This window comes from Enterobacter sp. UPMP2060 (assembly GCF_053709655.1).
The window spans coordinates 329,086-348,438 of the sequence record NZ_JBSKJQ010000002.1 but is presented as its reverse complement, the minus strand read 5'-3'; the positions used below and the strand labels follow the sequence as shown (position 1 = coordinate 348,438).

Genomic DNA, 19,353 nt, shown 5'->3' with positions numbered 1-19,353 from the left:
CGGTTTTACTGGATAGTATGTTGCGTTTTGCGATCGCGCGCACGGAAGCCTGCCCTAACCAGCGAACTGTTATGTCCCTACCCAATTCTGCTGTATCCCCCGAAGACCGCGTAGCCAACGTGCTGCGTTCCCCAAAGCGGCTGACGCGTGAAACGCTGGCAGGCGTGATTACCGCCCTGGCGCTGATCCCCGAGGTTATCTCATTTTCGGTGGTGGCGGGTGTTGACCCGAAGGTCAGCCTGATCGCCTCCGTGGTGCTGTGTCTTGCCCTGTCTGTACTCGGGGGCCGTCCGGCGATGGTCACGGCAGCGGCCGGGTCCGTGGCGCTGGTCATTGGCCCGATGGTGCATCAGCACGGCGTACAGTACATTCTTCCCGCCGTGCTGATGGCGGGCGTGATTCAGATTCTGTTTGGCGTGCTGGGCATGGCAAGGCTGATGCGCTTTATACCCCAGTCGGTCATGACCGGATTTGTTAACGCCCTGGGCATTTTGATCTTCTTCGCTCAGGTGCCGCATTTCTGGAGCCGAAGCCCGCTGATTGTGGGCCTGTTCGTCCTGACGCTACTGATTGTGCTGTGGGTGCCGCGCTATATCAAAAGCATCCCTTCCCCGCTGATTGCGATTGTTGTGCTTACCTTGTTCACCGTTTCAACCGGTCAAACCCTGCCGACCGTGGGCGATGAAGGCTCCATGAGCGGCGGTTTGCCGGGTCTTACCGAGCTGCTGGTCCCGCTCAATGTGCAGACGCTGAGCATTATCTGGCCGTGCGCGCTGAGCATCGCGTTTGTCGGCCTGCTGGAATCCCTGCTGACGGCAAAGCTGGTGGATGAGCTGACCTCGACACCGTCAGGTAAACGCCGCGAAAGCATTGGACTAGGCGTCGGCAATATTCTGGCCGGATTTTATGGCGGGATTGCAGGCTGCGCGATGATCGGTCAAACCATCGTCAACGTGGAGATGGGGAAAGGTCGAAGCCGCATTTCAACCTTTGCGGCGGGCATTGTGCTGCTGATCCTGGTGACGGCGCTCAGCGACGTGATGGCCAACATCCCGATGGCGGTGCTGGCAGGTATTATGGCGATTGTCGCCGTCAAAACCTTCAGCTGGCACAGCCTTCAGCCAGCCACGGTGAAAACGGCCCCGATAGCAGAAACGGTCGTCATGCTGGTCACCGTTGCCGCCACGGTATCAACCGGCAATCTGGCGATTGGCGTGCTGGGCGGGATTATCGTCATGGCACTCTTCCCCGCCCGCATTAAGCGTCGGGCTACAGAAGAAAAAACGTCGCCAGCCCAAGAAAAATAAAGAAACCGCCGGTATCGGTGATGGCGGTGATCATCACGCTCGACCCCACCGCGGGGTCGCGCCCCAGTTTGGTCATCGTCAGCGGGATAATGACCCCCATCATTGATGCCACCAGCAGGTTCAGCACCATCGCCAGCATCATCACGCCGCCCAGGGCCATATCGTCGTACAGCCACCAGGTGATGCCGCCCATAATCCCGCCCCACACCAGGCCGTTGATCAGCGCCACGCCCATCTCCCTGAAGATCAGAAAGGCGAAGTTACCGGGCTGAATGTTTTCCAGCGCCAGGGCGCGGACGATCATGGTGATGGTCTGGTTTCCGGTGTTGCCGCCGATTCCGGCCACAATCGGCATCAGCGAGGCCAGCGCCACCAGCTGAGAAATGGTGTGTTCAAAACCGTCGATCACGCGGGAGGCGATAAACGCGGTACACAGGTTAATGGCCAGCCACGCCCAGCGCGTTTTCACCGCCTTGCCGACGGAGGCATGGACGTCATCTTCGGCGCTGATCCCCCCGAGCGCGCGCAGGTCGTTGTCGGTTTCTTCATAGACCACATCAACGATCTCATCGATGGTCAGACGCCCCATCAGTTTGCCGACTGAATCCACGACGGCGGCACTCACCAGGTCGTCACGCTCGAAGGTACGCGCCGCTTTCTCCGCGTCGTCTTCCGGGGAGAAGACCATCGGCTCGTTTTCCATCACCTCGCTCACCTTCCGCTGGGTGCTGTTGAGCAGGATGGTTTTCAGCTCCAGCTCGCCAAGCAGGGTTTTATCCCGGGAAGTAACAAACAGTTTATCGGTGTTGTCCGGCATCCTGCCCAGGCGACGCAGATAGCGCTGCACGGTACCGAGCGTCACGTCCGGTCGCACCGTGATAACGCCGAACTCCATGATCGCGCCGACGCTGTTTTTCTCGTAGTGCATCACCTGGCGCACGCGCGCGCGTTCATCGGCAGGCAGCGACGCCAGCAGGCGGCCGGTCAGGTTTCGCGGCAGGTGCTGAACGAGGTAAATCTGCTCGTCGATATCCAGGGTTTGCAGAGCGTCGAGAATATCCCGGTCGCTCATCTCGTCGATCAGGTCGTCCCAGACGTTTTCGGAGGCCTCAAGCAGCACCTGCCCGCGCTCGTGATCCTGCACCAGACGCCACAGGGCGTGACGTTCTTCCGAGGGAAGCGCTTCAAGGGTATCCGCCAGATCCGGCGGGGGTAAATGAGCAACCAGCGCACCTACCTCAGCAATATCGTCGGCCAGGGTGCCGACATCATATTGCTCAGCCAGGGTGAGTTTGCCTAAAAGCGTAGAAGTGACCGCTTTATCGGTCGTGAGAAGCCAGATGAGTCGCGCGCGCTCCTGGTCACGCTGTCTGGCGCTGTTTTTCTTTAATACCGACATCAATCATAAATCCATTAAATGAGTTGGGGTTAAGCATAGCGCGGGGATATGTAAATAAGAATAAACAACGCGGCGGGATGGAGAAAAAAGCGGCATCGCGGCCACGATTTATCCCCTCTCCCTGTGGGAGAGGGCCAGGGTAAGGGCATCAGGCCGTGCGCGCTACCGCGTCACGCGATGCCGCATCGCGCTCTTCACCGGTCAGCTCGCTCAGCTTGCCGTCACGCATCTCCAGCAGGCGGTCAGCATGAATGAAGTAGTGATCGTCGTGGCTGATGGCGAAAATGGTTTTGCCCATCTCCTGCATCAGCGGCAACAGCACCTGATAAAACTCGCGGCGGAAATGCGGGTCCTGATCCGCAGCCCACTCGTCCAGCAGGATGATGTCACGCTCTTCCGCCAGCGCCAGCAGCAGCGCCACGCGCTTTTTCTGCCCTTTGGAAAGCTTCAGGTTGAGGATCTTCCCGTCCTGTAACTCCAGCTTGTGCGACATCTGCAGCTGCGCCAGCCATTTTTCCACCAGCGCAGGATTGGCCGGTTGCCCTTCCGGCCCCAGCAGTTGGTCAAACAGCCAGACGTCGGTGAACACCGCCGAGAAAAGCTTGCGGTAATCCTCGGGCTTCTCCGCGCTCAGCGCCCTGCCATCCAGCAAAATCTCGCCCGACTGCGGCTGATAGAGTCCAGTCAGCAACATCGCCAGCGTAGATTTACCGCTGCCGTTGCCGCCGATGAGGAACAGCAGTTCACCGCGGCGGATCGTCAGGTTGACCGGCCCCACGGAGAAGGCGCTGTCCTGATAGCGGAACGTGACGTTACGCAGCTCCAGCGTCTGCCAGTTAGGGAAGGCCTGCGGGCGCGGGAATTCGGCTTTAAACGGCGCGAGATCGAATTTTTTGAGCTTATTAAAGGCCACCTGCGCACTCAGCAAGGTTGGCAGCGCACCGACCGCCGAGAGCAGCGGCGTGCGTAAAAACAGCAGCGTCAGCGAGTAGGTTGCCGCTACGTTGGTGTCAGCCCAGCCCAGGCCGTTCGCCATCCAGAATACCAGGCCAATGGCACCCAGCATCATGATGTTTGACCAGTTCACCGCGCTCAGGTGGAAGGTATCGGCGCGAATAATATGATGACGGTATTCGCGCGCGTCCGGGATATAGAGATGATTAAAGATATGCTCGGCGCGCTCGCGGTTCAGGGTGAGCTCTTTGCGCCCTTCCAGCACCGTCTGGTAATCGTTGTAGAGCTTATCTTCGGTTTCGCGCAGCACCGCCATGTGTTTATAGACGCGCGACACCAGCATAAAGCCGCCCCAGATTGTAATGGCAATCCACAGGGCGGTCACCGCCAGCATTTTGCTGGAGAGCCAGGCGAGATAGGCAGCCGAGCCAAAGGTCAGAACGATCCCCTGCACCAGCTCCGGCAGCCGAACGAACGCGATGGTGATGGCGCGCACGTCGCTGGTCAGCCCCGCCAGCAAGGATGCGCTGCCGAGCTGCTCAACGCGCTCAACCTGAGTATCGAGGATCCGCTTGATAAACTCACTGCGCAAACGGAATACGAAATGGTGCCCGAGCGCGGTCAGCGCCAGCTGGGAACCGAGCGTAACCGCCATCAACAGGAGCAGCAGGCCGAGAAACTCCGGCAGAACGGAGAGCGAGGTATCGACCATTTCAATCAACCGCACGTTAATAAACGCGATCAGGCCAATACCCAGCGCGGCGCTGGCGAGGCTTAACGCCATTACTGCGATGAAGGGCCAGCGATACTGACGCCAGACGAGGAGAAGTAGTTGCATTCAGGCAATCCGGACAATAAAAATCAGCCAGCAGTGTAAACTGCCCTGCGTGTACATCAAGAATAATTCTTATTTTAGTTTACTGTGCCCCGCCTGACGAAAGGTCAGGTTATAACGGTACTCGCCCGTGAGCGGGTGAACCCCGGGTTTCAGCGGCTGAATGCCGTGATAATACAGCCGCGACTCCCTGCCCCATACCACCACATCGCCATGTTCCAGCATGATGCGCTTGAGCGGGTCGTTGCGGCGTAATCCCCCAAACTGGAAGACGGCAGGCAAACCTAACGATACCGAGACGATAGGCGCGCGCAGATCGGGTTCATCCTTGTCCTGATGCAGCGAGAGCTTCGCGCCAACGGCGTAGCGGTTGATCAGGCAGGCATCCGGCCGGAAGTCAGGATACTGCGCTGCTACGGCGGCCTCGTGGCAGAGAGCCTGAAAAACCGCGGGCATCGGGGGCCACGGCTGGCCGGTAGCGGGATCGTTAGGGGCATACAGATAGCCCCGCTCGTTCGTCGCCCAGCCCAGTTCCCCGCAGTTGGCCATGGCTACCGACATGGTGTAGCCGCCCGGCGTCACCATATGGCGAAACGCCGAAACCGCCGTCACCTCGTCGATACCGGCCAGCAGCGCCGCCGCACGGGAGAGCGCAAAGCGGCGCAGGATCACAGCTCCCGGCGCAAGCGGCTCCTGCCAGGGTTCAGCATCCGCAAAAAGATCGAGCATTATCCCTCCTGGCGTTTCGCCTCGCGTTTCAGTAATAGCGCTTTTCGCGCCATCCCCCAACGGTAACCCGACAGCGCGCCGTCGTTACGAACCACGCGATGACAGGGGATCACAATCGCCAGCGTGTTTGCCGCACAGGCTCCGGCAACGGCGCGTACCGCACTGGGCTGGCCAATCGCCTGCGCCACCTGCCGGTAACTTGCCGTTTCGCCGCAGGGAATGTTGCGAAGGGCCTGCCAGACGCGCTGCTGGAACGCGGTTCCGCGAATATCCAGCGGCAGCGCAAGCGGTACGTCGCGATTATCAATACTGGCAATCACCTGCTGGACCCGCTGCGCGAAATCCTCTTCCAGCGGCGCATGTGCTGCTTTTGGAAATTGCGCGGCAAGTTCTTCGGCTAATTCTTCATCGCTGTCACCCAGCAGGATCGCGCAGATCCCCCGCTCGCTTTCTGCCACCAGACAGCGTCCTAACGAACAGTCGCTGATGGCATAACGCACCGCCATATCCCCTTTGCGGTACTGCTTTGCCGTCATGCCCAGCGCATCGTTGGCTTTACGATAATAGCTGCTGCTGTCGGGAAACCCCGCCGCCAGCACGGCGTCGGTAATTTTGTCACCCTGTGCAAGCGCGGTGCGCAGGCGCTGGCCTCGCGCCGCCTGCTGCCAGGCTTTTGGCGTCATGCCGGTCACGGACTTAAACAGACGGTGGAAATGGAAAGGACTCATGGCGACCTGCTGCGCCAGCCCCTCAAGGGTTAGCGTGGGATCCTGCTCCAGAAGACGACAGGCGTGTTCCACTTTTGCCAGCTTCTGCTCCTGCGGATCGCGTTTGTCCGGCATGCAGCGCTTGCACGGGCGAAACCCTGCCTGTACGGCATGGTGGGCATCGGGATAAAAGCGGACGTTTTTACGCAGCGCGTGGCGGGCGCGGCATGACGGACGGCAGAAAATTCCCGTCGTCTGCACGGCGAAGACAAACCGCTCGTCAGCGCGCGGATCGCGGGCCAGCACGGCCTGCCAGCGATCCTCATCGGTAATAAAGGTCGGGTTTCTCATTATCGGCTCCTCATGTAAGCATACATAGAGCGTGCCTGAGCGCCAGTGATAAAAAACCCGCAACCTTGCTTTTTAATTTTTGTCGTGCACCAGGAAACTCTTGAACTGCGGCGAGCTCCAGGTTTTGAACCCGTCGCCCTCTTTGGTGATCATATAAACCGCCAGTCCTTCCTGGCGAACCACCTCTTTGGCTTTTTCCGGGCCGAGAACCATTAATCCGGTATCCCAGGCATCCGCTTCCAGCGCGGTGGGGGCAATGACCGTCACCGAGACCAGATTATGCGTGATGGGACGGCCGGTCTGCGGATCGATAACATGCGAAATACGCTTCCCGTCAAGCTCGTAATAGTTACGGTAGCTTCCGGAAGTACTGATGCCGTGACCGTTGATATCCACTATCGCCTGCACGGCATTTTGCCGATCGGTCGGTTTTTGAATCGCTACGCGCCACGGCTTATCGCTGGCGTTCATCCCCCGGCTGACTAACGCGCCGCCCACGGAGACCAGATAGCGGGAAATGCCTTCCTGGGCCATCAGCGCAGCAAGATGATCCGCCGCATAGCCTTCCCCAACCGTCGACAGATCGACAAACAGATCGGGGATATCTTTTTGCAGGTACTGTTGCCCGTACTGATTGATCACCGTCAGATGCTGCAGCCCTGTCCGGGCGCGGGCGTCATCAATGGCCGCCTGTTCAGGCGTGGTCACCGGCTGTTTGTTAGGGCCAAATCCCCAGAGGTTCACCAGAGGTCCGACGGTCACATCCATCGCCCCGTTGGTTTTGTAACCCACGCGTATGGACTCGGTCACGATATCGGCCATCGCTTCGCTCACCGGCCACAGGGAGGTACTGGTGGAGAGATTAAAGCGCATCAACGCCGAATCATTTTTATAGGTTGAGAGCAGCTGATCGTCGGCATCCAGCTGAGACTGGATTTTGCCGCGAAGTTCATCTGTGCGCGTTTTATCGAGGTTCATCACGCTGACGCGCCAGAAGGTGCCCATCGTTTTGCCTTCGAGCACCGTCGCGGCGGGTGCGTCGGTTTTCGCCACGGGAGTGGGATCGTTACACGCGGTCAGGAAAAAAAGCATAGCCAGAAAGCTGGCGCGTAAAAAAGTCATGTCCATTCATTATTATCCTCATGCCAGGGCGGCAAGAGTACACCAAAACGGGTGAGTTGTGAGAATCCGGGAAGCACAAAAAAGGGGCCATCAGGCCCCTTACGTCACACGATGAAGCGATTAGAACTGGTAAACCAGGCCCAGCGCGACGATATCGTCAGTACCGATACCCGCCTGACGGGTGAATTCATTTTCATCAACCAGGTTGATTTTGTAATCCACGTAGGTGGACATGTTTTTGTTGAAGTAGTAAGTCGCACCAACATCAACATATTTCAGCAGATCCTGATCGCCGTAACCTTCGATGTCTTTCCCTTTAGACTGCAGGTAAGCCACGGATGGACGCAGGCCGAAGTCGAACTGGTACTGAGCAACCACTTCGAAGTTCTGCGCTTTGTTAGCGAAGCCGTAAGCGGTAGTCGGGCTGCTGCCGTTAGAGGTACCGAAACGGGTTGCGTTGTAGGTCTGGGAGTACTGCGCTGCCAGATAGATGTTGTTGGCATCGTATTTCAGGCCGCCAGAATAGACTTCTGCGTTATCGCCATGACCGTAAACGCTTGCGCCGTTCTGATCGGCGGTACGTTTGGAGGAGGACATTGCGCCGCCCACGCTGAAACCTTCACCCAGGTTATAGGTCACGGATGCACCGTAGCCGTCGCCGTTCTGTTTCAGCAGGCTACGGCCACCTACGTTTTCACCGCTTACGCTGCCGTTTTTACCCTGATACTGCAGGGCAAAGTTCAGACCATCCACCAGACCGAAGAAGTCCTGGTTACGGTAGGTCGCTACGCCGTTAGCACGGGACTGCAGGAAGTTGTCTGCGCCGTAGGTATCGCCGCCAAATTCTGGCAGAACGTCAGTCCAGGAGGTTACGTCGTAGATTACGCCGTAGTTACGACCGTAATCGAAAGAACCCGCGTCACCGAATTTCAGACCCGCGAACGCCACACGCGTCCAGGCATCGTTTTCGCTTTCGGAGGTGTTGCCCTGGATCTGGTATTCCCACTGGCCGTAACCGGTCAGCTGATCGTTAACCTGAGTTTCGCCTTTGAAGCCAAGACGCATGTAGGTCTGGTCGCCGTCAGCACCCTTGTCGTCAGAGAAATAGTGCAGACCATCGACCTTGCCGTACAGATCTAATTTGTTGCCATCTTTGTTATAAATTTCGGCCGCATTTGCTGCGCCTGCCACCAGGAGTGCTGGTACCAGGAGGGACAGTACTTTAACTTTCATTTTATTAACCCTCTGTTATATGCCTTATAATTGCCACTGCTTACTGGTTAACCCTCATTAACCAGTCGGCAATTTCATTCTCCTCAAAATTACAGAATAATCCAATGCGAATATGATACGAAAACCTTGAAGATGTTTCATTTATCTATCAACATGTTTCAAAATGTAAATATCAAGGAACTTTTACAAAGCACAAATAGCTTAGAAAATTAGCACTTATAATCAAACGAAAAAATCACCCCATAAACATCAGTAAGTTACAATAAAATCCGTTACAGCACTGAATGACAAAACAAGATCGCAGCTAATCTCTAAAATAACTCTCGCTATCATCATTAACTTTATTTATTACCGTCATTCAGTTTTGAATGTCTGTTTATCCCTAATTGAACCGGATGCTTCGCATTCGGTTTTTTTTTACCTTTCTTTACGTAACTTCTCTTTTTTTGTGCTACCGCACCGTAATTGTAACGACTATTAACTAAATTCTCGTCGGGTATTCTCCGAAGTCCATAAATTGGTGCAAAACTTAATTTCTTGTTAATTCGTGCTATTTATTGACGGCGTGGGTCGATTATTTGTACGCGCATGGCGAGTTTGTACATGTTTTCTGCACTCCCCGCCGCCGATATTGTCCGGAGAAAAAGTCGCCTCTTCCCGGACAGTCGCGCTGGAAATTCAGTTATTACCCTTTATACTGCCCTATCGCCACAGAGCACGACCATAACGGGTTAAAGATATCAATGAGTCAGACTGAAACTACCGCCCCGAGCAAATTCTCCCTCCTCCCAGGGAGCATCACCCGTTTCTTTCTTCTTTTGATCGTTGTGCTGTTAGTCACCATGGGGGTGATGGTACAAAGCGCGGTTAACGCCTGGCTGAAGGATAAGAGCTATCAGGTCGTTGATATCACCCACGCCGTGCACAAGCGCATAGACACCTGGCGCTACGCCACCTGGCAGATTTACGACAATATCGCGGCTGCCCCGACCTCCTCATCCGGGGATGGACTTCAGGAGACGCGGCTTAAGCAGGATGTCTATTATCTCGAAAAACCGCAGCGTAAGACCGAGGCTCTTATTTTCGGTTCTCACGACAGCGCGACGCTTGAGATGACGCAGCGTATTTCGACCTACCTGGATACCCTCTGGGGTGCCGAAACGGTACCGTGGTCGATGTATTATCTGAACGGTCAGGATAACAGCATGATCCTGATCTCAACGCTGCCGTTAAAAGATCTCTCGTCCGGCTTTAAAGAGACAACCGTGGGCAGCATCGTCGATTCCCGCCGGGCAGAGATGCTGCAGCAGGCGAACGCCCTTGATGAACGTGAGAGTTTCTCTTCCCTGCGTCGTCTGGCCTGGCAAAACGGCCATTATTTTACCCTGCGTACCACGTTCAACCAGCCCGGACATCTGGCGACGGTAGTGGCCTTCGATTTACCGATTAATGATTTAATCCCGCCGGACATGCCGCTCGACAGCTTCCGCCTGGAGCCAGACACCAGCACCCAGAACATGCGTGCGGCGTCTGACAAAGAGGCCGCAGAGAGCGTATCGATCTCCTTTAACGGCTCGAAAATCGAAATTGCCTCATCGCTGAACTCGACCGGTATGCGCCTGGTGTGGCAGGTACCGTTTGGCACGCTGTTGCTCGACACCCTGCAAAATATCCTGCTGCCTCTGCTGCTGAATATCGGTCTGCTGGCGCTGGCCCTGTTTGGCTACAGCACCTTCCGTTTCCAGACGGGTCGTCAGAGCGACGCCTCTGCGGTTCCGGCCGGCACCAGCAATGAGCTGCGCGTATTGCGTGCACTGAATGAAGAGATTGTTTCCGTGCTGCCGCTTGGGGTCCTGGTTCACGACCAGGAGGCGAATCGTACGGTGATGAGCAACAAAATTGCCGACCATCTGCTGCCGCATCTTAACCTGCAGAACATCACCACCATGGCGGATCAACACCAGGGGGTGATTCAGGCAACCATCAACAATGAACTGTACGAGATCCGTCAGTTCCGCAGCCAGGTGGCTCCCCGCACGCAAATCTTCATTATTCGCGACCAGGATCGCGAAGTGCTGGTCAATAAGAAGCTCAAGCAGGCGCAAAGGCTGTATGAGAAAAACCAGCAGGGGCGCGCCGCATTTATGCAGAACATTGGCGATGCCTTCAAGCAGCCGTTAAAAACGCTGGCGACCCAGGCGGCGGCGTTAAACACCTCTGAAAGCCACCAGCTTGCCTGCCAGGCCGATTCGCTGGTCAGAATGGTTGATGAGATCCAGCTGGCGAACATGCTGGAGAATGATTTCTGGAAGGGAACGCCAGCCCTCTTCTCCATTCAGGATTTGATCGATGAAGTGGTGCCGGAAGTGCTGCCCGTCATCAAGCGCAAAGGGCTGCAGCTGCTGATCAATAACAATCTCCCTGCGAATGACGAACGCCACGGCGATCGCGAAGCGCTGCGCCGCATTCTGCTGATGATTATTCAGTACGCCGTGACCACCACGCAGATCGGCAAGATCACCCTTGAAGTCAGCACCGAGGAGTCAGCAGAAGACCGTCTGACGTTCCGCATCCTGGACACCGGGGAAGGCGTCACAACGAGTGAAATTGATAATCTGCACTTCCCGTTCCTGAATGACACGCAGAGCGATCGCTACGGCAAGGCCAATGCCCTGACCTTCTGGCTGTGCGATCAGCTGGCGCGTAAGCTCGGCGGCCACCTGAACATCAAAGCACGTGAATCCCTCGGCACCCGCTATTCTCTGCACGTGAAAATGGCGGCCAATCCGCAGGAAGAAGATGAGGAACGTCTGCTGGATGATGTCGTGGTGATGGTCGACGTGACCTCGAACGAGATCCGCAATATTGTCGTTCGTCAGTTAGAAAACTGGGGAGCGGCCTGCATCACGCCGGATGAAAGACTTGCAAGTCAAGAATTTGATCTGTTTTTAACTGATAATCCGTCTAATCTTACTGCCTCCGGCTTGCTTTTAAGCGATGATGAGTCAGGCGTGCGGAAAATCGGCCCTGGCCAGCTGCGCGTCAACTTTAATATAAGCAATGCGATGCAGGAAGCTGTACTACAACTAATAGAAGAGCAGCTGGCGCAGGAAGAGATAACGGAGTCACCGTTAGGCGGCAATGAAAATGCCGAGCTTCACGCCAGCGGATACTATTCACTCTTTGTTGATACAGTACCAGATGATGTTAAGCGGTTGTATACTGAGTCCGCTGCGAATGATTTTGCAGCGCTGGCACAGACAGCACACCGGCTTAAAGGGGTGTTTGCCATGCTTAATCTGGTTCCCGGCAAGCAGTTATGTGAAACGCTGGAACATCTAATTCGTGAGAAAGATGCCTCTGGCATTGAAAAATACATCAGCGACATTGACGCCTACGTCAAAAGCTTGCTGTAGCAAGGTAGCCTTATACATGAACAATATGAACGTAATTATTGCCGATGACCATCCGATTGTACTGTTCGGTATTCGCAAATCACTTGAACAGATCGAGTGGGTGAATGTAGTCGGTGAATTTGAAGACTCTACAGCACTGATCAATAACCTCCCAAAGCTTGATGCGCACGTGCTCATTACCGATCTCTCCATGCCTGGGGACAAATACGGTGATGGGATCACGCTCATCAAATACATTAAGCGTCACTTCCCGGATATCTCGATCATTGTTCTGACCATGAACAACAACCCGGCGATCCTGAGCGCGGTGTTGGATCTGGACATCGAAGGGATTGTGCTGAAACAGGGCGCCCCGACCGATCTGCCAAAAGCGCTCGCTGCGCTGCAGAAAGGCAAGAAGTTCACGCCTGAGAGCGTCTCTCGTCTGCTGGAAAAAATCAGCGCGGGTGGCTACGGTGACAAACGCCTGTCCCCGAAAGAGAGTGAAGTTCTGCGCCTGTTCGCAGAAGGTTTCCTGGTAACCGAGATTGCCAAGAAGCTGAACCGCAGCATTAAAACCATCAGCAGCCAGAAGAAATCAGCGATGATGAAGCTGGGCGTGGACAACGATATTGCTCTGCTGAACTATCTCTCCTCCGTTACGCTGAGCGCAACGGACAAGGATTGATCCCGGACGGGTGTGCGGCCTGATGCCCTCACCCCGTCCCTCTCCCACGGGGAGAGGGTGAAAAAACGAAAAGGCCCTTACGGGCCTTTTTTATATTCTGGTTTTTCTCACGCGATCCGCGTAAATCGACAACGTCTGCTTCAGCACGTCCAGCGTCACCGGTTTCGACAGACAGCTGTCCATGCCTGACTCCAGACAACGCTGTTTCTCTTCCGCCAGCGCGTTCGCCGTTACGCCCACTACCGGCAGCGTCAGGCCAAGCTGTCGGATGCGCTGCGTCAGACGGTAGCCGTCCATGTTTGGCATGTTGACGTCGCTAAGCACGATATCAATATGATTTTTACTCAGCACATTCAGCGCATCCACGCCGTCATTGGCGGTTTTGCACTGGTAGCCCAGCGATCCAAGCTGGTCAGCCAGCAGGCGACGGTTAATCGGATGGTCATCCACCACCAGAATCATCATATCGTCATTCACCGACGCCAGAGACTCCGGTGACGGCAATCCGCCCGCGCCGTCGCGCTCTTCCAGCTCCACTTTGTAGATGCGCGCCAGCAGGCTCAACAGTTCGTGCGGCGTTGCAACACTGTGTACCCATTCCCCGGGCGCACGCTCGACAGGAATGCCGATGTGGCGACGGCAGAAGAGCACCGACCCTCTCCCCTGCCACGGCTGCTCCGGCATCTCGTCGGCGATCAGCACATCGTCCACATCCGGCGTTTGACCTTCATAGAGACACACCCTCACGCCGCTGTGGGCAAGCAGTGCCGTCAGGTAGTCATTCAGCGAGGCGTTATGCACCGCCAGCCAGCAGCGCTTGTCGCTCAGCCCGTCCACCGTCGCTTTTGCCGGATACTGCGCCGAATAGAGCGGAATACGGATGGTGAACTGGCTGCCCATGCCGGGCTCGGTATCCACAGAGATATCGCCGTCCATCATGCTGACGAGCTTCTCACAAATCGCCAGCCCCAGTCCGGTGCCCTGGAAGTTACGCTGTACGCCGGTCCCGACCTGGAAGAACGGGTCGAACAGGCGAACCACTTCCTTCGCCGGGATGCCGACACCCGTGTCGCGCACGCGAATGCTCAGGTAATCCCCCGCCCGGCAGACGTGCAACACGATACAGCCAACGTCGGTGAATTTGATGGCGTTGCTGAGCAGGTTAGAAATGACCTGCTGCAGGCGCATCGGATCGCCGTGCAGCGTCAGCGGCACGTCAGGTTCAATAAAGCAGTAGAGCCCCAGCTGTTTACGCACCACCAGCGGCAGATAGTTGGCGCTGATGTGGTTCATCACCTCGCGCGGCGAGAACTCCCGCGGTTCGATTTTCAGCTGCTCAGACTCAATTTTAGAGAAGTCGAGAATATCGCTGATGATTTTCAGCAGCAGGCTGGAGGAGTTGTTCATTGCCGTCACCAGCCTGTCGACCCCTTTCGGCAACTCTTTGGTCTGCAGCAGGTCGAGGTTACCGATGATCCCGTACAGCGGCGTTCGCAGCTCGTGGCTGACGGTGGCAAGGAACATGGATTTCGACTGGCTGGCCTGCTCCGCGGCCTGCGCCATCTCCTGCAACGACTCTTCCATCTTCACGCGCGCGGAGACATCCACCAGCACGCAAATCGCCACGTTTTCATTGCGATAGCGGGAATGCACAAAGCTGATCTGCAGGTTGGTGTGCGTGCTGGTGAGCACGTCGACAAAGTTAACCTGCTGACCGCAGATAATTTGCGTCAGCCTCTGGCGGTCCTCGTGCGTCAGCATGTTCAGGTAGTTATGCGCCAGCTCGTTACTCAGGATGTTGGTTCCGTCCTGGGTACGCAGAATGCAGATCCCCACCGGCGCCGACGCGACAATCTTCCGGTTAAACTGCTCGTGTTCCTCCAGCCGCTGGGCGTCGCTTTCGGCCGGAATAAAGATTTTCCGCTCATACATGCGCGCCAGGGTAAACAGCGCCCCGCCCGCGATCAGGTTCAGCAGAATCGCATTCATGATGAGAATACGTATCCGCTCAAGCACCATATCCACCGGCAGCGAATAGACAATACTCAGCGACGAAGGCGGCAGGCTCTTCTTCAGCACCAGCTCGCGGAAGCCAGAGGTATAGCCAAACCACGACCGCTCCTGCATCCAGTGAGGTTCAACGTTTAACCGGTTATCCGGCCCGGCGAGTGAGATCAGCTGATGGCCGTTTTCATCCAGAATGGTCACCCCCATAGGCAGGCTGCCCGGAGTGAAAAAGTTTTCCATACGAATGGTCTGCTCAATCCCCAGCAGCGCCTGCAGGCGATTGCCCAGATACACCGGCGTCAGGGCGTAGAAATAGCCCACGCCCGGGCGCGGGCCCTGGCTAACCCAGAAGATGTTATTCCCGCGCTCGTCCTGCGGCGCATTGCGGTATTTCACAATACGTTCATGCAGGCTTTTCAGCGCATCGTCACGCTCAACGGGCACGTCGCGCAGGCCAAAGTCAGCCATGCAGAGATTTTCACTGCCAATCAGGAATACGCGGTTCAGGTCATAGGCGGCGGAGAAATTGTCGCGCCAGTAGCGCATAAACCAGGCAAGGGATTCCAGCGACCCGCGCCAGGTATTGCTCATGGTGGAGCAATCGGAATCCGGGAACAGCGGCTGGAAGTCCGGGACTTCGGTTTTGTCGTTACGCCCGCGAAGCGCAAGGATGCCGTTTTCCGCCGTCAGACGATTTTCGGCAATATACTTCAGCTCCTTCATCACGTCAGACGTTCGCTGAATGTAGCGCTGGGCCTGGTCGGAGCTTAAGTTAAACTCCTGGCGGATCTCCGCTTCTTTCTGGTGTAGCGCGTTAACGATGTAAAACACCGAGCACAAGGCCACCAGCAGCCAAAGCAAGAGCGCCAGCGCCCGAAACAGATAGCGAGAAACTTTCAGCGTAGTACGAAAGGAGACGAGGTATTTCAAGGGGGCGAGGCTCCGCCGTCGGGGTCAAAAGAATGTGGTTAAGGTAGCGGTAAACGCGCCAGGTCGCAACGTTGACTTATCTGCTTGTGCAAAAGAAAAGGGCCGGAATCCGGCCCTTTTTGCATCAGGAGACATTACTCGTCAGCGTCATCCGCTACGTCATCGTCGGTGTCGGCTTCCGGCGCGATATCATCATCGCCTTCCGCAACGCTACCGTCGATGGAATCGAGCTCTTCGTCATCCACCGGCTCAGCAACGCGCTGCAGACCCACCACGTTTTCATCTTCCGCTGTACGGATGAGGATCACGCCCTGGGTGTTACGCCCCACCACGCTGATCTCAGAGACGCGGGTACGCACCAGCGTACCGGCATCGGTGATCATCATGATCTGATCGGCATCGTCTACCTGCACTGCGCCCACAACGGAACCGTTGCGCTCGGTCACTTTGATAGAGATAACGCCCTGCGTGCCGCGAGACTTGGTTGGGTATTCCCCTTCCGCCGTACGTTTACCGTAACCATTCTGCGTCACGGTCAGGATAGCCCCTTCACCGCGCGGAATAATCAGAGAAACAACGCTGTCTTCGCCAGCCAGTTTGATACCACGAACGCCCGTAGCGGTACGACCCATTGCACGAACGGCGTTCTCTTTAAAGCGCACCACTTTACCGGCCGCAGAGAACAGCATCACCTCATCAGAACCGGAGGTCAGATCCACACCGATCAGCTCGTCGCCTTCGTTCAGGTTCACCGCGATGATCCCGGCGGAACGTGGGCGGCTGAACTCGGTCAGCGCGGTTTTCTTCACGGTACCGCTGGCGGTCGCCATAAAGACGTTCACACCCTCTTCGTACTCGCGTACCGGCAGGATGGCGGTGATACGTTCATTCGCTTCCAGCGGCAGCAGGTTAACGATTGGACGGCCACGCGCGCCACGGCTCGCTTCCGGCAGCTGATAGACTTTCATCCAGTACAGACGACCGCGGCTGGAGAAGCAGAGGATCGTGTCATGGGTGTTCGCCACCAGCAGGCGGTCAATAAAGTCTTCTTCTTTAATGCGTGCCGCAGATTTACCTTTACCGCCACGACGCTGTGCTTCGTAGTCGGTCAGCGGCTGATACTTCACATAGCCCTGGTGAGACAGGGTGACCACCACGTCTTCGCGGTTGATCAGATCTTCAATGTTGATATCAGAGCTGTTCGCGGTGATTTCGGTGCGGCGCGCATCGCCGAACTGATCGCGGACCAGCTCCAGCTCTTCACGGATCACTTCCATCAGACGCTCTGCGCTGCCCAGGATATGCAGCAGTTCAGCAATCTGTTCCAGCAGCTCTTTGTATTCGTCGAGCAGTTTCTCGTGCTCAAGGCCGGTCAGTTTCTGCAGACGCAGATCCAGAATCGCCTGAGCCTGCTGTTCAGTCAGGTAATACTGACCGTCACGCACGCCGAACTCAGGTTCCAGCCACTCAGGACGCGCTGCGTCATCGCCCGCACGTTCCAGCATCGCGGCGACGTTACCCAGATCCCACGGACGGGAAATCAGGGCGGCTTTCGCCTCCGCCGGGGTTGGCGCACGACGGATCAGTTCGATGATCGGGTCGATGTTGGCCAGCGCAACCGCCAGCGCTTCAAGGATGTGCGCACGGTCGCGCGCTTTGCGCAGTTCGAAGATGGTACGACGGGTCACCACTTCACGGCGGTGACGCACGAACGCGCTCAGGATCTCTTTCAGGTTCATGATCTTCGGCTGACCATGGTGCAGCGCAACCATGTTGATACCGAAGGAAACCTGAAGCTGAGTCTGGGAGTACAGGTTGTTCAGCACAACCTCACCCACCGCGTCGCGTTTGATCTCAATCACAATGCGCATACCGTCTTTGTCAGACTCGTCACGCAGCGCGCTGATGCCTTCAACGCGTTTTTCTTTTACCAGCTCGGCGATTTTTTCAATCAGACGCGCTTTGTTCACCTGATACGGGATCTCGTGAACAATGATGGTTTCACGGCCGGTTTTAGCGTCCGCTTCAACTTCGGCGCGGGCACGGATGTAAATCTTGCCGCGGCCGGTGCGGTACGCTTCTTCAATACCGCGACGACCGTTGATAATCGCCGCCGTCGGGAAGTCCGGGCCCGGGATGTGTTCCATCAGCCCTTCAATGCTGATGTCTTCATCGTCGATATAGGCCAGGCAGCCGTTGATCACTTCGGTGATATTGTGCGGCGGAATGTTGGTTGCCATACCGACCGCGATACCGGACGAACCGTTAACCAGCAGGTTCGGGATCTTGGTTGGCATCACATCTGGGATGCGCTCGGTGCCGTCGTAGTTATCGACGAAATCAACGGTCTCTTTTTCCAGGTCGGCCATCAGCTCATGAGCGATTTTCGACATACGGATTTCCGTATAACGCATCGCCGCAGCGGAGTCGCCGTCGACTGAACCAAAGTTACCCTGACCATCTACCAGCATGTAACGCAAGGAGAATGGCTGCGCCATACGAACGATGGTGTCATACACGGCGGTATCACCATGCGGGTGATATTTACCGATGACGTCACCGACGACGCGGGCAGATTTTTTATAGGCTTTATTCCAGTCATTGCCCAATACGTTCATGGCGTATAGTACGCGACGGTGTACCGGCTTAAGGCCATCGCGGACGTCCGGCAGCGCACGGCCAACAATGACCGACATCGCATAGTCCAGATAGGAGCTCTTCAGCTCTTCCTCGATGTTAACCGGTGTAATTTCTCTCGCAAGGTCGCTCATCTAACCGCTATCCCTCTACTGTATCCCGGATTCAAAGGTCGCAAATTATAACACAGCCGAGGTGATTGAGGTAAACCTATACGCTTTATTCACGGGGATTGCCTGATATACTCCTTTGTCTTGCTAAATAAGGAGTAAAAGCGCCCATGAATGCCGAAAAATCCCCGGTGGTTCACAACGTTGACCACAAAGAGATTGCCAAATTTGAAGCGGTGGCGTCCCGCTGGTGGGATCTCGAAGGTGAGTTCAAACCGCTGCATCGCATTAACCCGCTGCGTCTGGGCTATATCGCGGAGCGTTCCGGCGGTCTGTTCGGTAAGAAAGTGCTCGACGTCGGCTGCGGCGGCGGCATCCTGGCTGAGAGCATGGCGCGCGAAGGGGCGAATGTTACTGGCCTGGATATGGGCTTTGAACCGCTGCAGGTGGCCCGCCTTCACGCGCTGGAGTCCGGCATACAGGTGGAATACGTGCAGGAAACCGTGGAAGAGCATGCGGCAAAACACGCCCATCAGTACGATGTGGTGACCTGCATGGAGATGCTGGAGCACGTTCCCGATCCGCAGTCGGTGGTGCACGCCTGTGCAAAACTGGTGAAACCGGGCGGCCAGGTCTTCTTCTCAACCATCAACCGCAACGGTAAAGCCTGGCTGATGGCCGTTGTCGGCGCGGAGTATGTGCTGCGCATGGTGCCGAAAGGGACGCACGACGTGAAGAAATTCATCAAGCCTGCGGAGTTGTTAAGCTGGGTTGACCAGACGTGGCTCAAAGAGCAGCACATCACCGGCCTGCACTACAATCCGTTGACCGATAAATTCAAGCTCGCACCGGGCGTAGATGTTAACTATATGTTGCATACCACCGCCAAAAACGACTAACGTCATTCGTTATTCTTATAAAGATTGCGCGACATCATGTTGCGCAATTC

12 protein-coding genes are annotated in these 19,353 nt (G+C 56.2%); 4 read left to right on the top strand and 8 right to left on the bottom strand.

Annotation, left to right across the window (positions count from 1 at the left end):
• Positions 1–17: 17 nt before the first annotated feature.
• Positions 18–1,307 carry a SulP family inorganic anion transporter gene (locus tag ACWKXN_RS07080; protein WP_454543549.1) on the top strand — a complete coding sequence of 430 codons (1,290 nt, stop codon included), beginning with the start codon at positions 18–20 and terminating at the stop codon, positions 1,305–1,307.
• Here ACWKXN_RS07080 and mgtE read toward each other — a convergent pair.
• The 6 genes from mgtE to ACWKXN_RS07050 all read right to left on the bottom strand — a co-directional run bounded on the left by mgtE (position 1,270) and on the right by ACWKXN_RS07050 (position 8,637).
• On the bottom strand, positions 1,270–2,706 hold the full coding sequence (gene mgtE, locus ACWKXN_RS07075; RefSeq protein WP_454543548.1) for a magnesium transporter: 1,437 nt from the start codon (positions 2,704–2,706) through the stop codon (positions 1,270–1,272). The two genes, ACWKXN_RS07080 and mgtE, sit on opposite strands and share 38 nt — an antisense overlap.
• Positions 2,707–2,854: 148 nt before the next feature.
• The gene (locus tag ACWKXN_RS07070) at positions 2,855–4,498 is read right to left on the bottom strand and encodes a multidrug ABC transporter permease/ATP-binding protein (RefSeq protein WP_454543547.1); all 1,644 of its coding nucleotides are present in this window, start codon (positions 4,496–4,498) and stop codon (positions 2,855–2,857) included.
• A 69-nt stretch (positions 4,499–4,567) separates the two neighbouring features.
• Entirely contained in the window at positions 4,568–5,224 is a 657-nt protein-coding gene (gene alkB, locus ACWKXN_RS07065; RefSeq protein ID WP_454543546.1) for a DNA oxidative demethylase AlkB, read from the bottom strand.
• The gene (gene ada / locus ACWKXN_RS07060) at positions 5,224–6,282 is read right to left on the bottom strand and encodes a bifunctional DNA-binding transcriptional regulator/O6-methylguanine-DNA methyltransferase Ada (RefSeq protein ID WP_454543545.1); all 1,059 of its coding nucleotides are present in this window, start codon (positions 6,280–6,282) and stop codon (positions 5,224–5,226) included. The genes alkB and ada overlap by 1 nt, the downstream gene beginning before the upstream one ends.
• A gap of 72 nt (positions 6,283–6,354) precedes the next feature.
• The gene (gene apbE, locus ACWKXN_RS07055; protein WP_047060576.1) at positions 6,355–7,410 is read right to left on the bottom strand and encodes an FAD:protein FMN transferase ApbE; all 1,056 of its coding nucleotides are present in this window, start codon (positions 7,408–7,410) and stop codon (positions 6,355–6,357) included.
• 114 nt (positions 7,411–7,524) lie between these two features.
• A complete protein-coding gene (locus tag ACWKXN_RS07050; RefSeq protein WP_047060579.1) occupies positions 7,525–8,637 on the bottom strand; it encodes a porin OmpC in 1,113 nt (370 codons plus the stop codon).
• A 743-nt stretch (positions 8,638–9,380) separates the two neighbouring features.
• Here ACWKXN_RS07050 and rcsD point away from each other — a divergent pair.
• Positions 9,381–12,053, top strand: coding sequence for a phosphotransferase RcsD (gene rcsD / locus ACWKXN_RS07045; protein WP_039263201.1), 2,673 nt, complete (start codon positions 9,381–9,383; stop codon positions 12,051–12,053).
• 16 nt (positions 12,054–12,069) lie between these two features.
• Complete coding sequence (rcsB, locus tag ACWKXN_RS07040) at positions 12,070–12,720, top strand: response regulator transcription factor RcsB (RefSeq protein ID WP_003859405.1); 651 nt, start codon at positions 12,070–12,072, stop codon at positions 12,718–12,720.
• Between the two features lie 90 nt (positions 12,721–12,810).
• Here rcsB and rcsC read toward each other — a convergent pair whose 3' ends face one another.
• Both rcsC and gyrA read right to left on the bottom strand, forming a co-directional pair.
• The gene (gene rcsC / locus ACWKXN_RS07035) at positions 12,811–15,657 is read right to left on the bottom strand and encodes a two-component system sensor histidine kinase RcsC (protein ID WP_454543544.1); all 2,847 of its coding nucleotides are present in this window, start codon (positions 15,655–15,657) and stop codon (positions 12,811–12,813) included.
• Positions 15,658–15,791: 134 nt separating this feature from the next.
• A complete protein-coding gene (gene gyrA / locus ACWKXN_RS07030) occupies positions 15,792–18,428 on the bottom strand; it encodes a DNA topoisomerase (ATP-hydrolyzing) subunit A (protein ID WP_039263204.1) in 2,637 nt (878 codons plus the stop codon).
• A gap of 146 nt (positions 18,429–18,574) precedes the next feature.
• On the opposite strand from gyrA, the gene ubiG reads away from it, so the two are divergent.
• Positions 18,575–19,303: a bifunctional 2-polyprenyl-6-hydroxyphenol methylase/3-demethylubiquinol 3-O-methyltransferase UbiG gene (gene ubiG / locus ACWKXN_RS07025; protein WP_454543543.1), complete on the top strand. Its 729-nt coding sequence runs from the start codon at positions 18,575–18,577 to the stop codon at positions 19,301–19,303.
• Positions 19,304–19,353 lie beyond the last annotated feature (50 nt).

Excerpts from the sequence above, each read along its gene's own strand:
- ACWKXN_RS07080 (WP_454543549.1), top strand. The coding sequence starts at position 18 with ATGTTGCGTTTTGCGATCGCGCGCACGGAAGCCTGCCCTAACCAGCGA.
- mgtE (WP_454543548.1), bottom strand. The coding sequence starts at position 2,706 with ATGTCGGTATTAAAGAAAAACAGCGCCAGACAGCGTGACCAGGAGCGC.
- ACWKXN_RS07070 (WP_454543547.1), bottom strand. The coding sequence starts at position 4,498 with ATGCAACTACTTCTCCTCGTCTGGCGTCAGTATCGCTGGCCCTTCATC.
- alkB (WP_454543546.1), bottom strand. The coding sequence starts at position 5,224 with ATGCTCGATCTTTTTGCGGATGCTGAACCCTGGCAGGAGCCGCTTGCG.
- ada (WP_454543545.1), bottom strand. The coding sequence starts at position 6,282 with ATGAGAAACCCGACCTTTATTACCGATGAGGATCGCTGGCAGGCCGTG.
- apbE (WP_047060576.1), bottom strand. The coding sequence starts at position 7,410 with ATGGACATGACTTTTTTACGCGCCAGCTTTCTGGCTATGCTTTTTTTC.
- ACWKXN_RS07050 (WP_047060579.1), bottom strand. The coding sequence starts at position 8,637 with ATGAAAGTTAAAGTACTGTCCCTCCTGGTACCAGCACTCCTGGTGGCA.
- rcsD (WP_039263201.1), top strand. The coding sequence starts at position 9,381 with ATGAGTCAGACTGAAACTACCGCCCCGAGCAAATTCTCCCTCCTCCCA.
- rcsB (WP_003859405.1), top strand. The coding sequence starts at position 12,070 with ATGAACAATATGAACGTAATTATTGCCGATGACCATCCGATTGTACTG.
- gyrA (WP_039263204.1), bottom strand. The coding sequence starts at position 18,428 with ATGAGCGACCTTGCGAGAGAAATTACACCGGTTAACATCGAGGAAGAG.
- ubiG (WP_454543543.1), top strand. The coding sequence starts at position 18,575 with ATGAATGCCGAAAAATCCCCGGTGGTTCACAACGTTGACCACAAAGAG.